This is a genomic window from Photobacterium angustum (assembly GCF_002954615.1).
Taxonomy (GTDB): domain Bacteria; phylum Pseudomonadota; class Gammaproteobacteria; order Enterobacterales; family Vibrionaceae; genus Photobacterium; species Photobacterium angustum_A.
Window position 1 is genome coordinate 1,279,561 of the sequence record NZ_MSCJ01000001.1, and the last position, 12,733, is coordinate 1,292,293.

12 protein-coding genes are annotated in these 12,733 nt (G+C 38.0%); 8 read left to right on the top strand and 4 right to left on the bottom strand.

Annotation, left to right across the window (positions count from 1 at the left end; translation table 11 throughout):
- The first annotated feature begins 71 nt into the window (after positions 1–71).
- Positions 72–803, top strand: a complete 732-nt coding sequence (locus BTO08_RS05535) for an SDR family oxidoreductase (protein WP_105060225.1) — start codon at positions 72–74, stop codon at positions 801–803.
- A 46-nt stretch (positions 804–849) separates the two neighbouring features.
- On the opposite strand, the gene BTO08_RS05540 is transcribed toward BTO08_RS05535, so the two are convergent.
- Positions 850–1,305, bottom strand: a complete 456-nt coding sequence (locus BTO08_RS05540; RefSeq protein WP_105060226.1) for a hypothetical protein — start codon at positions 1,303–1,305, stop codon at positions 850–852.
- A 563-nt stretch (positions 1,306–1,868) separates the two neighbouring features.
- On the opposite strand from BTO08_RS05540, the gene BTO08_RS05545 reads away from it, so the two are divergent.
- The 5 genes from BTO08_RS05545 (at position 1,869) to uspE (ending at position 7,214) form a co-directional block, all read left to right on the top strand.
- On the top strand, positions 1,869–4,265 hold the full coding sequence (locus tag BTO08_RS05545; protein WP_105060227.1) for a heavy metal translocating P-type ATPase: 2,397 nt from the start codon (positions 1,869–1,871) through the stop codon (positions 4,263–4,265).
- Positions 4,266–4,487 carry a cbb3-type cytochrome oxidase assembly protein CcoS gene (gene ccoS / locus BTO08_RS05550; RefSeq protein WP_005367844.1) on the top strand — a complete coding sequence of 74 codons (222 nt, stop codon included), beginning with the start codon at positions 4,266–4,268 and terminating at the stop codon, positions 4,485–4,487.
- On the top strand, positions 4,480–5,163 hold the full coding sequence (locus BTO08_RS05555) for a sulfite exporter TauE/SafE family protein (protein WP_105060228.1): 684 nt from the start codon (positions 4,480–4,482) through the stop codon (positions 5,161–5,163). Before ccoS ends, BTO08_RS05555 begins: the two co-directional genes overlap by 8 nt.
- Positions 5,164–5,237: 74 nt before the next feature.
- Positions 5,238–6,002 carry an FNR family transcription factor gene (locus BTO08_RS05560; protein WP_105060229.1) on the top strand — a complete coding sequence of 255 codons (765 nt, stop codon included), beginning with the start codon at positions 5,238–5,240 and terminating at the stop codon, positions 6,000–6,002.
- A gap of 270 nt (positions 6,003–6,272) precedes the next feature.
- A complete protein-coding gene (gene uspE / locus BTO08_RS05565) occupies positions 6,273–7,214 on the top strand; it encodes a universal stress protein UspE (RefSeq protein ID WP_105060230.1) in 942 nt (313 codons plus the stop codon).
- A 44-nt stretch (positions 7,215–7,258) separates the two neighbouring features.
- On the opposite strand, the gene BTO08_RS05570 is transcribed toward uspE, so the two are convergent.
- Positions 7,259–7,591, bottom strand: a complete 333-nt coding sequence (locus BTO08_RS05570; protein WP_242446235.1) for a hypothetical protein — start codon at positions 7,589–7,591, stop codon at positions 7,259–7,261.
- Between the two features lie 133 nt (positions 7,592–7,724).
- On the opposite strand from BTO08_RS05570, the gene BTO08_RS05575 reads away from it, so the two are divergent.
- Both BTO08_RS05575 and BTO08_RS05580 read left to right on the top strand, forming a co-directional pair.
- Positions 7,725–9,455 (top strand): trypsin-like serine protease, encoded by a 1,731-nt coding sequence (locus tag BTO08_RS05575; RefSeq protein WP_105060232.1) that lies wholly within the window; start codon positions 7,725–7,727, stop codon positions 9,453–9,455.
- Positions 9,456–9,458: 3 nt separating this feature from the next.
- Positions 9,459–10,217 (top strand): hypothetical protein, encoded by a 759-nt coding sequence (locus BTO08_RS05580; RefSeq protein ID WP_105060233.1) that lies wholly within the window; start codon positions 9,459–9,461, stop codon positions 10,215–10,217.
- Positions 10,218–10,280: 63 nt separating this feature from the next.
- On the opposite strand, the gene ttcA is transcribed toward BTO08_RS05580, so the two are convergent.
- Both ttcA and BTO08_RS05590 read right to left on the bottom strand, forming a co-directional pair.
- Positions 10,281–11,174: a tRNA 2-thiocytidine(32) synthetase TtcA gene (ttcA, locus tag BTO08_RS05585; protein ID WP_105060234.1), complete on the bottom strand. Its 894-nt coding sequence runs from the start codon at positions 11,172–11,174 to the stop codon at positions 10,281–10,283.
- Between the two features lie 198 nt (positions 11,175–11,372).
- A complete protein-coding gene (locus BTO08_RS05590) occupies positions 11,373–12,548 on the bottom strand; it encodes a D-alanyl-D-alanine carboxypeptidase family protein (protein WP_105060235.1) in 1,176 nt (391 codons plus the stop codon).
- Positions 12,549–12,733 lie beyond the last annotated feature (185 nt).

Here is a 12,733-nt window from a genome sequence, read left to right on the forward strand (position 1 = left end):
CCTACCTCTTATTAGATTAGCTTATCTTGTCGTATCATGTTGCAAAGATTTGTAAGTAAAGGATTATTAAAGTGGATTTAAGCTCAAATAAAGTCGTTATTGTCACCGGTGGTGCTAACGGTATAGGCAAAGGGATTTGTAAATATTTGGCACAAAAAAACGTTATCGTCGTCGCGTTAGATATCAATGAGCAAGCCGGATATGATTTAGTTGATGAAGAACCACGTATTCGGTTTCGTTTAACAGACGTTACTCAAATATCTGAGATTAAAAACACGTTAGATTGGGTTAAATGTCAATTTGGACGGCTTGATGGTCTCATCAATAATGCCGCGATTTCCAATCCGTATAATACTCCTTTACACCAATTACCGTTAGATGAATGGCACCATATTTTAAATGTTAACTTAACATCCCCTTTAGTCATGAGTCAGCAGTGCCTACCTTTACTTATTGAAAGTAAAGGGCACATCATAAATATGAGTTCAACAAGATATGTACAATCTGAACCAAACACCGAAGCTTACGCTGCAAGTAAAGGTGGAGTGGTATCATTAACTCATGCACTTGCTGTGAGTTTATCTCCCAATATAAAAGTAAACTGTATTTCACCAGGCTGGATCAATACAGATACGAATCAATTACGAGATATCGATCATCATCAGCATTTATCCGGACGAGTTGGAAACGTAAATGATATTGCTGAAATGGTTGATTTTTTACTGTGTAGCCAAGGTTTTATAACGGGACAAAATTTTGTTGTGGATGGTGGGATGACAAAGAAAATGATTTATTGTGAGTAAATAGCACTTCAATAAATATTCATTTTAAGAAGTGCTATTTCTAATATTATTTAGTGACGGTAAATTGAGAGCTCATTGTCGTGTTTTTAGCCGTTATATCTACGGCCCAAACCATTGGGTTATGGGTGCATTCAGGAACGGTAAACTCTCCCACCCAAGTGTTTTTATTATGCTGCGTAAATACAATGGGTACCGTTCCCATATTCATTGAAACACCTGAAACAGTAGCTGACGGCTTAACATCTATGTTAGTTATTTGTAATTGAATAGGTGCTTGTGCAGATGGATCTTTTGTTAATAGCTGTACGTCCACGTTCTTATCATCTAACAAATACTGACAATTTGTTGTATCTAATTGACATATTTTTACTCCATCCTTAATATCATCTTCGCCCTCGGGAGATGTATATGTCACTGTTCTCCAAATAAAAGCTGAAATTAATATAGTCATCAATACTATTATTTGGATTAAACGACCACGGGTTAGTTTTTCTGCTGCCATTTTTACAAATATTCCTGTTTTACAGAGTTAAAAATATTCACATAATATTACTTAAGCGTAAATGTAATGTGGTCATCCCACCTGTAAAAATGTGTTAACTCAAGTATTATGCGCAATGAAAATGCCACTTTTACAAAAAAAAAGCAATTTTAATCTTGTTTAATGAGTCGTCAGTAAACGTTAGACCAACGCTTTGATAACACAATAAATATGATTGTATTCGTAAGATAAATGATCCCCTACCTAAGTCGTGGTTCTATATGTTCTAGGACATAATTATTGATGGTCTAGATTGCTACGTTCTATTTATAACGTAACGGCTGTTTATATTTTTCTAATAATCAAGTTGATTTAGTCGCTGATGATTACTATACAAAAGTAAAGCAATCATAGATCGTTCTCGTTTACGTGTGGCTTATGTTTTAAATATTGACGCGCACATATCTATCAATCAGGACATAAATGTCACTCTCAATTTAGATTGGGGGACTTGAAAAAACAACTCACTATTTGGTGGACCTTCTAACATCCCCCTCGATTTCGTTGTACGGACAGAGTAAGGAATGACAATAGACAAGCATGTGCATGATAAATGCTACCACTGTGGTGATCCCGTTCCTATCGGTAGCCAATTTGAAGTCGAGATATTAGGTAAACGTCGGCCTATGTGTTGTCTTGGCTGTGAAGCAGTAGCAACAACTATTGTTCAAAGTGGCCTTACTTCGTATTACGAGTACCGAACTGAGCCAGCCGAAAAAGCCGATTTAGTCCCCGAACAGCTTAAGTCTCTCTCCCTTTATGATCACGTAGATATTCAGCAAGACTTTGTACGGACGACAGATCAAAATTTCAGTGAGGTATCCCTTTCTGTTGAAGGTGTATCCTGTGCTGCTTGCGCATGGTTAATTGAAAAACAATTAATACGCGAAAATGGTGTTATTTCCATTCGTGTGAATACCACGACCCACCGTGCATTACTGGTGTGGGATCCAGAGCAAGTACAACTTAGCCATTTACTGTCTGTTATTCATAAAATTGGCTATCAAGCCTCTCCTTTTGAAGCTGATGCCCAAGAGCAGCAATACCACAACATAATGAAGCAATATTTGTATAAGCTAGGTATTGCGGGCATTGCTACCATGCAAGTTATGATGCTTGCATTTGCGCTCTATTTTGAAGTGTTTGGCGATCTAGATGCTGAGTTTAAAAACTACCTCCGTTGGGTAAGCCTGATTTTTGCCACCCCCGTTTTACTGTACTCAGCACTCCCTTTTTACATTAATGCGTGGAGAAGCCTAAAAGCCTTCACATTAGGCATGGATGTACCTGTTTCGATAGCATTATTGTTTGCTTACGGCGCCAGCCTTTACGCAACAGTGATGGAAAAAGGCGAAGTTTTCTTTGAATCAATTTCAATGTTTACGTTCTTTTTACTTCTCGGTCGATTCTTAGAAATGCGTGCCCGTCGACAAGCAGCGGCCGCCAGTGCAAATTTGTTAAAACTCATGCCAAATATGGCAACACTTGCTAATGGAGAGCAAGTTGTAGCAAAAACGCTTAAAATAGGTGACGTTGTCACTATATTGCCAGGGGAGCACTTCCCTGCAGATGGTGAAATAAATAAAGGATTAACAACCGTTAATGAATCCATGTTAACGGGAGAGTCAGTGCCTGTAACTCGCGCGATTGGAGATAAGGTGTATGCAGGGACGATTAACGGTGATGCCAATGTCACAATGACAGTTACAGTCAATAGAAATGACTCACTTATCTCTAATATCGTACGCTTACAAGATGAGGCTCAGCTCTCAAAACCTAAAGTGGCAGAGATCGCCGATAATGTAGCACGCTATTTTGTGGCCGCAATACTGATTATCGCAGCTAGCACTTGGTATTATTGGTATCAAAATCAACCTGATGATGCATTATGGATCACATTAGCTGTCTTAGTTGCCACCTGTCCGTGTGCCCTATCATTAGCCACACCAACGGCTATTACCTGTTCAACGTCTACACTTAGTAAATTAGGGGTATTGCTTCGTCAAGGGCATGTATTAGAAACACTATGTAAAGTTAATCGGCTGGTATTAGATAAAACAGGCACCTTAACTGAAGGTAATGTTCGTTTAATTGCAACACGTACGTTCGGAGACATAGATCAAGAAAAAACGTTGATGATTGCTGCGGAATTAGAGCGTTTCGCCAATCACCCAATTGCTCAAGCTTTTAGCCAACATCGCCAACAAAATGTACTTTTTGAAAATGTCGAAAATGTGATTGGCTGTGGTTTAAAAGCAACGCTAAATGGTGATGAGTGGCGCATTGGTAAATATGACTTTGCTACCGATATTGAAAATAGTAAATCGTTTAAAAATAGTAATGAATTCTCAGTATGGTTAACTTGCAACCAGCAACCTATTGCAGCATTTCAATTAGACGACCCAATCCGTCAAGAAAGTGCTCTTTTAGTTAAACAATGCCAGCAACATGGTATTAAAGTCACAATGTTAACAGGTGATAATACTATTCATGCTAATGGCGTTGCTAAACAACTGAATATTGATGAGGTTATTGCTAATCAAACACCACAAGGAAAGTTAGCATATTTAAATGAACTATCAGCAGATGACTTAGTATTAATGGTAGGTGATGGGGTCAATGATGCCCCCGTTCTCGCTGGGGCTCATCTTTCTGTCGCTATGGGAGGTGGGACAGATATAGCTAAATCTTCAGCAGATATGGTACTACTTGGCGATAAATTAGGACGTATTTTAGAAGCCCATACTTTAGCGTTAAAGACTCGAAAAATTATTCGTGAGAATTTATCTTGGGCGCTTGGCTATAACTTGATAATCCTACCTCTGGCTGTTTCGGGATTGGTGGCGCCCTATTTTGCCGTTGTAGGTATGTCAGCTAGCTCAATCATCGTTGTATCAAATTCTTTAAGGTTATTAAAATAAATGGAAAGTCTTTACATATTAATACCAATCGCCATTGTTTTTGTTTGTATTGCTATCGGTATATTTTTATGGGCAGTAAAAAGCGAGCAGTTTGATGATTTAGAACGTCGTGGGTACGATATTTTGTTCGATGAAGATGATACTAAACATAAAAATGCAGTTTCCAATTCTGAATCAATAGAAAAAAAAACACGTAACGATAAAGATAGCAGGAATGGTTAATTTAGATTTTTATGCTGCTTTTTTAATTGGCTTAATGGGAGCTGGCCATTGCATTGGTATGTGCGGTGGCGTTGCTGCTGCGATCACAATTGGTATGCCAGAAAACACAAAAAACAGTAAACGTTGGATTTATCTATTAAATTATAATTTTGGAAGATTAGTCGCTTATATAGTTGCGGGGGCAATTATAGGCGCAATGCTTGCGAGTGTTGCTACCATTAATGGCTCTAATAGCCCATTGATATTCATGCGCTTTTTAGCAGCAATTATGATGATTATTTTAGCGTTATATATTGGCCAATGGTGGTTTGGATTAAACAAACTTGAACGTATTGGGCAAGTTGCTTGGCGATATATTTCACCGCTAGCCACATCATTTCTCCCCCTTAAATCGCCGATAAAAGCTTTGCCTTTTGGTTTTCTCTGGGGCTGGCTCCCCTGTGGTTTAGTTTATTCAACTTTAACATGGGCAGCTGTTTCTGGAAGTGCTCTAAATGGTGCAATAGTAATGCTTGCTTTCGGGTTAGGTACATTACCTGCAATGTTAGCGGTTGGCGGTTTTGCGACACAGTTAAAAATATGGCTAAAGAACCTCTATTTTAGACGTGTTAGTGCATTATTATTAATGGCTTATGGCATTCAAACTGGTTATATAGCAATCAAACAAATATTGTGACCTTTTTATTACTCGTAATAATGCTTCATAATATGTTAAAATATTGACCTACATCAAATTGGTTAGACAGGCATATGATTTCAGACAAGCTTACAACAAAACGTATCCAATCAGGCGGGTGTGCAATTCACTGCCAAGATTGCAGTATTAGTCAGTTATGCATTCCTTTCACGCTGAATGAGTCTGAGCTAGACCAACTGGATCAAATCATAGAACGAAAAAAACCGATCCAAAAAGGTCAGGAGCTATTCAAAGCAGGTGACGAGTTAAAATCGTTATATGCTATTCGTTCTGGCACCATTAAGAGCTACACCATTACCGAACAAGGTGACGAGCAAATTACTGCCTTCCATCTTGCGGGTGATTTAGTAGGTTTTGATGCGATCAATGAAATGCAGCATCCAAGTTTTGCTCAATCACTTGAAACATCAATGGTGTGTGAAATCCCATTTGAAATCCTTGATGATCTCTCTGGTAAAATGCCAAAACTTCGTCAACAAATCATGCGCTTAATGAGCAATGAGATTAAAGGCGATCAGGAAATGATCTTGCTGCTTTCTAAAAAGAATGCTGAAGAACGTCTCGCCGCTTTCTTATATAACTTATCACTACGTTTTTCTCAGCGCGGTTTTTCTCCACGTGAATTCCGTTTAACAATGACACGCGGTGATATTGGTAACTACTTAGGCTTAACTGTTGAGACTATCAGTCGTTTATTAGGTCGTTTCCAGAAATCTGAGATGTTAAGTGTAAAAGGTAAATACATTACGATTATTGATCACGATGAGTTAGCTCGTCTTGCTGGTGTGGCTAAAAGCAACACATTACCTCCACAATAATCGTTTTAACCCTATCCTTTTTAAATTTAAAGCATCGTTTATACGGTGCTTTTTTATTTCGCTAATCCGCTATTTCTTATATTTATTTGTCCAGCGTATCAAAGTTTACATAATTTTCTCTATTATCGTTCCCATATCTTTCTATTCTAGGTTACAGTATTTATAAGGATTTATTTATTCTCTTGATATCTAAGTACATAGCCGTTGTTATACCTGTTTTAAATTAAACTTATCAAGAGATTGCCTACACAGTTGTGTAAAGGAGGCATTATGCAAAAGTATAAAAATATCTTAGTCGTCGCTGATCCTGAAAAAGAACAACAACCTGCGATCTCGCGCGCTGTTCATCTTGCCAAAATAAGCAAAGATGTAAAAATTATTATTTTCTTAGCTATTTATGATTTTTCTTATGAAATGACGTCAATGTTATCGTCAGCCGAGCGTGATGCTATGCGTCGCGGTGTGGTAATGCAGCGAGAAGAGTGGTTAAAGGAAATCGTTCAGCCTTATTTAGAACAAGGTATAGATATAGAAATTAAAGTGGTTTGGCATAATCGTCCTTATGAAGCCATCATTGCTGATGTATATAGCCAAGACATTGATCTACTCGTCAAAGCCACTCATGAACATGATCGTTTAGGCTCTGTGATTTTCACACCAACAGATTGGCATCTGCTTCGTAAGTGCCCTATTCCTGTTCTCTTAGTTAAAGGTAATAACTGGCCTGAACACGGCAAAGTATTAGGTTGCGTCAATATCTCTACCGATGATGAAACTCACGATGAGCTTAACGATAAAATCGTCAAAGAATCATTAGCGTTTGCTTCTATTGCTAATGCCGAAGTTAATTTAGTTAATGCCTACCCTGCAACACCGGTAAATATTACGATTGAATTACCAGAGTTTGATCCTGCGAGTTATACCGATGCCGTACGTGGTCATCACTTAACTACAATGAAAGCACTCCGTCAAAAATATGGAATTAGTGAAGAACAAACCCATGTACTTGAAGGTTTACCAGAAGATATTATTCCTCAAGTGGCTGAAGATATAAAAGCAGAGCTAGTTATATTAGGAACAACAGGTCGTACTGGTTTATCAGCCGTCTTTATAGGGAATACCGCTGAAAATACGATTGATAGTTTAAATTGTGATTTATTGGCTTTAAAACCTGATGGATACGTCAGTCCATTAGCACCCAATATCGATTAAGTAAAAAAGGCCTCAATTGAGGCCTTTCTCTTATAGAATACTATTTATTTTTTCTCAGTATCTTGTAGCGTTAGCCATTTTGCGAATTTGGTAAGATACCACTCATTGGCTTTTTCTTTACAATATGCTCGACTTAACCCGCGACGACTCCATTCAGAAGCAATAGCTGCTCGTGTTTGATTAGACGTCCGTTCTTTTAAATAAATGCTGCACAATTGAGCATTTGTCATATTTTGCGCATAGCCATTAACTTGCCCACCACCTAGCCCTAGTTCTTGTGCTTGATGAGAGCTACAACCCACCATAAATACGAAGACTGTTGTGATTAAAATACTGCGTAACATGAATGTCTCTATCGTCGAAATATTTCCAATCATGTTATCAGCTTCAAAACACAAAGAATATTGTTAGGCATGAGTTGTGCCACCGACAATGTCTTATTTTTGATAAAAATGACTCCTTATTAACAATCTACTCTTTAAGTTACACAGTTTTAGGCTGGTTAACGTCATGAATAGTTATCATTTTTTAAGTCGTTATATATGCTGTCTTACCCTGTTGTTTTCAACTTCTGCCTATTCATTAGGTATTAACGATAGCAAATACATTGAATTAGGAGGAAATTTAGATCCAACTGTCGCCAATAATGTTAGTAGCGTATTAGAACAAAATGCGAATGCTGAACAATTTCTCTCTGTTGGATTAGTGATTGGTAGCGGATATTGTTCAGGTACATGGCTCGGGAGTGATGATTCTCATAGTTATGTATTAACGGCTGCACACTGTTTATCAGGTTCTGATTCAACAGAGTATTCAGGTCAATATGTCTCATTTAAACAACAAGATGGGACGATTATTGCTGCAGGTATTTCAACTAATTATTTTCGTACCTTTACTGGATGCAGTAACGACATAGCGGTAGCAAAAATTCCAAAAGTCTCCGACCCTTTAGATGTAAATGGTGACGTCATTAAGCAGCCGTTTGTCGATAATAATTTAAATACAGATTTACTACTTAACCCTACTACCTTCACAGGATTTGGTATCTTCGGTTCACGTTCATTAGGTCAACTTGCCTATATTGGTAAGCGACATGGTGAAGGTCACATTCGTTATTATTATCAAGACTGCTTAATTAATCAGGCAGTTGAGAATACAGACTCATGGGCATTTGCAAGCCCAGGTGATAGTGGCTCTGCCATTTGGCAACAACGTAATGAACACCCTGTTGCTGTCGGTATTTCATCATGGTGGTATGGCTGGCAATATGGATATTCAGGTCACGTCCCTATTGCTTTACATATTGATTGGTTAAAAGGAGTCGTTCCTGTATTAAAAACCATAGATGACATTGAAGATGAACCGCCAATTGAAGAACCAGCATGGTTATTAACCCAAGAAGCACCGATAGAAACCGATCCTTTAGAACAAGATGTACGAGGTTCTGTTTATTATGTTAAGGGCGACAACGTTGTTTCTGGGCCGACTCGTTTTATTTGGCGTTATCCACGAAATATTACCAAATTTTCTGTTGTATTAACCCAAAGAGAAAATAATACAGAACATGAAGTTTGGTTGCGAGGTCAACGTAAAACCCACTGCGGCTGGGGACGTATTAATAACAGTGCATGGTGCTACCCTGCACCGAACTTAGGTCAACTTAAACTAGAATTTATTCAAGCAGATAATCCGAAATTGCCCATAGGTACTTACAGTGGTGATTTTAGTTTAATGGTAAAAAGTCTCTATAACCGCTCTTACTCTGATGAAGTAACCGTTGCAACAAATATCGCTATTACTTCTGCACTACCAAGTGACGGAGTCATTACTGATTCAACACCTTACGTCTCTCCTCGTTATGAAAAAGATGTTTACGGCACTGTATATTATCTTTCTGATCATAAAATGAGTCGTAACCGAGTGGTTTGGCGTCGTTATAATCGTGGTTACAGTCGTTTGAAAGTAGATGTGACCAATACTGAAACCGGACAACAACAAACTGTTATGTTGCGAGGTGAACGCTATATGGGATGTGGGTGGACAATAATGAACAATGCCGCTTATTGCCGTTATATGCGTCCTGTCTATGGCGAGTTACGTGTGAGTTTTATCGCTGATGATAATAAAGATTTACCTATTGGTGAATATACAGGATCTTTATCCGTTAACGTGAAAGGCTTACATAAACGAGATTTCACAAAAGACTTAAACCTTGATATTAAATTGAATATTACCGAGTAATGTATGAAAAGAGTAATCCAATATACTGGTTTAGCCCTGATTATTGGGTTGCTCTGTGTCTTTCTGTTTAAGCCCGACAAAGCAGCAGAAGAAATGCATACACCTGAACGAGTAAAAGAGACATCACATACAATAAATGCAAAAAAATTGGCAAAAAACTTTGATGAGGTTGCTGAAGAACCAAAAAATTTCAAAACACTGAGCATTGAAGAAGAAATAACGATTGATGATCCTTCTTATGTTGCTGAAGAGGATCTTGAGGGCAACCCACAGCTTAATCGTTATGGACATCAAGTAGCGGCAACAATTGATACACCTATTAATCTATTAACAGGCGAAGATCTCTGGCTTTACCGCCCCAATTTACTAGACAAAGTGAAACAAGAGCAAGGCATAGCAATGCTACCGATTGAAAGCATTGTTGAAATAAATGATGAGTTGCTAAGTGATTTAACTATTGGTGATAGCTTAGTTTTCACCATGCCAAATGGTGGTGAACAACAAATAATAGTGTCAAAGATAAATACAATAAGTGACAAGGTAACATCGTGGGATCTTCAAAACACACAACGCCAAGATATAGGGAAAATTACACAGATAAGTAACTTAACAGAAGGTTCGTTTATTACTGACAATAAAGACGAATACCACTTAAGAACCGTGAATAATAAAGGATGGATAACCAGTAAAAGTCAGTTGATGAGTAACAACGATAATGCAGTAAAAAGAAACAGTGAGGCGTTTTCTGAGCTTCTTAAATAAAGGGCTAAATTCTTTGTCGTATTTGGCAAAGATTATTAGCCCATTATTTCAACAGCGTAGTGACTAAACGTTAGTCACATCAATAAACAGAGACTCATCAATGTTTGTTGAAGAAACCGTCGCTTCAGTAAAAGCATACTCGGCCTTCTCACCTTCACGATCTAATGGCAAGTTAACAAAATCAAATAAATTCTTATCAGCTAACTGGCTTGGGCTGATGTTTTGGATTGATTTAAAGATAGCATCTACGCGACCCGGTGTTTTCTTGTCCCAATCAATTAACATCGCTTTAATACTTTGACGCTGTAGATTTTCTTGAGAACCACACAGGTTACAAGGAATAATTGGGAACGCTTTATGCTCTGCGTACTTAATTAAATCTTTTTCACGACAGTAACTTAATGGACGTATAACAACGTTACGGCCATCATCTGAACGTAACTTAGGTGGCATTGCTTTTAAACGAGAGCCGTGGAACATGTTTAGGAACAAGGTTTCAACGATATCATCTAAGTGGTGTCCTAGTGCAATCTTAGTTGCACCAATTTTCTCAGCAAAAGAGTACAGCGTACCACGGCGTAAACGAGAGCAAAGACCACAGGTTGTTTTGCCTTCTTCTACTTTCTCTTTCACTACAGAGTAAGTGTCTTTATCTACGATATAGTATGGGATATTTAAGCTAGAAAAGTACTCTGGAAGAATATGCTCAGGGAAACCTGGTTGCTTTTGATCTAAGTTAACCGCAACAACTTCAAAATTGATCGGTGCTGCTTTTTTCAGATTCAATAAGATATCCAGCATCGCAAATGAGTCCTTGCCGCCACTGATACATGCCATTACAACATCATTTTCTTCAATCATGTTGTAGTCAATAATGGCGTTACCGACATTACGACGAAGACGTTTTTGCAGCTTATTAAATTCAAGTACTTCTTTACGATTATCTGTCTGATTCATTACTACTTCTCTCACCATCGGTTATCCCGACAGTAGAATTGCTGGATAAGAATTTATAGGGCGTGAATTATACGGATTTTAGACTCAACAGGAAATAGTAAACTGCGGAAAAGCGTCGTTGGATAAATAGATACAAAAAAGCTCGGACAGAGAGCCGAGCTTTTAGTCTACAAATCTTTAACGTTAAAAATGATTAAATTAACTAAGTAATCCAGCAAAGAACTTCTTAACATGATCAACAAGGCGGCTGAAAATACTACCTTCTTCAACTGAATTTAGTGCAACAAGTGGTTGAGATGCCACTTCTTTACCATCGACCGAGTAAAGTACCTTGCCTACTACTTCACCTTTCGCGATAGGAGCATCAAGTTCACCGTTAAGCTCAACGCTTGCTGTCAACTTTTTAGTATCATTACGTGACAGTGTCACATAGCTTGAGCTATCAACACCCAACTCAACGTTTTCTTTATTACCAAACCAAACGCGCTCAGATAAGATTTTATCGCCAGCTTTATGCGGTACGACTGTTTCAAAGAATCGGAAACCGTAATTTAATAAAGCTTTACTTTCACTTTCACGGGTTTTGGTACTTTTTGTTCCCATCACAACCGCAATTAAACGCATGTCACCTTCAGTTGCAGAACTTGTTAAGCTATATCCTGCACCGCTTGTGTAGCCGGTTTTCATGCCATCAACATTCATGCTTTTATCATATAACAAACCATTTCGGTTGCGTTGAGTAATATTGTTATATGTAAATGATTTCTCACTGTACAGCGGATAAATTGACGGTAAATCGCGAATTAACGCTTGGCCTAATAATGCAATATCATAAGGCGTAGTATAAAGATCGCTGTGATCTAAACCATGAGGATTAGCAAAGTGTGTCGAATTCATTCCTAGCTTCTTAGCCCATGAATTCATTAACCCCACAAATGCTTGCTCAGATCCAGCTACGTGTTCAGCAAGTGCAACACTTGCATCATTACCGGATTGAATAATCAAACCACGGAACAAGTCCATTAGTGGTACTTCACTCCCTACTTCAATAAACATTTTTGAAGAATCAGGGAAATTACGTGCCCAAGCATTACGGCTAATCACAACAATATCATCTTTACTGATATTGCCTTGTTTTATTTCCTGACCAGCAACATAGCTCGTCATTAATTTCGTTAAGCTTGCAGGGTTTAATTTTTCGTTAGCATTCTTTTCAACTAATACTTGGCCTGTATTGTAGTCCATCAATACATAACCCTTTGCACTTAATGTCGGTGCATCAGGAATAACAGAAGGTGCTGCTAATGATGAAAACGACACAGTACAAAGCGCAGTTACACCAACGAGAGAAAAAAGCGGTGATGTCTTTTTCATTTGAGGCAAAATCCCTTAAAAATACGATAAAACAATCTAATATAACTATTTACAACATCATAAGTTCGAAAAATAGTTCAAATAGGTATATTGATTGACGGCCATTATAACGTTTGCAATATGAAAAACTTCCTTTTGTAACACTGTTTTACGATTTGCATGCCATCTTTACATTTATAGCGTTA

Coding starts and splice junctions, on each gene's coding strand:
- BTO08_RS05540 (WP_105060226.1), bottom strand. CDS start 1,305: ATGGCAGCAGAAAAACTAACCCGTGGTCGTTTAATCCAAATAATAGTA.
- BTO08_RS05570 (WP_242446235.1), bottom strand. CDS start 7,591: ATGATTGGAAATATTTCGACGATAGAGACATTCATGTTACGCAGTATT.
- BTO08_RS05555 (WP_105060228.1), top strand. CDS start 4,480: ATGGTTAATTTAGATTTTTATGCTGCTTTTTTAATTGGCTTAATGGGA.
- ccoS (WP_005367844.1), top strand. CDS start 4,266: ATGGAAAGTCTTTACATATTAATACCAATCGCCATTGTTTTTGTTTGT.
- BTO08_RS05545 (WP_105060227.1), top strand. CDS start 1,869: ATGACAATAGACAAGCATGTGCATGATAAATGCTACCACTGTGGTGAT.
- uspE (WP_105060230.1), top strand. CDS start 6,273: ATGCAAAAGTATAAAAATATCTTAGTCGTCGCTGATCCTGAAAAAGAA.
- BTO08_RS05580 (WP_105060233.1), top strand. CDS start 9,459: ATGAAAAGAGTAATCCAATATACTGGTTTAGCCCTGATTATTGGGTTG.
- BTO08_RS05575 (WP_105060232.1), top strand. CDS start 7,725: ATGAATAGTTATCATTTTTTAAGTCGTTATATATGCTGTCTTACCCTG.
- ttcA (WP_105060234.1), bottom strand. CDS start 11,174: ATGAATCAGACAGATAATCGTAAAGAAGTACTTGAATTTAATAAGCTG.
- BTO08_RS05590 (WP_105060235.1), bottom strand. CDS start 12,548: ATGAAAAAGACATCACCGCTTTTTTCTCTCGTTGGTGTAACTGCGCTT.
- BTO08_RS05560 (WP_105060229.1), top strand. CDS start 5,238: ATGATTTCAGACAAGCTTACAACAAAACGTATCCAATCAGGCGGGTGT.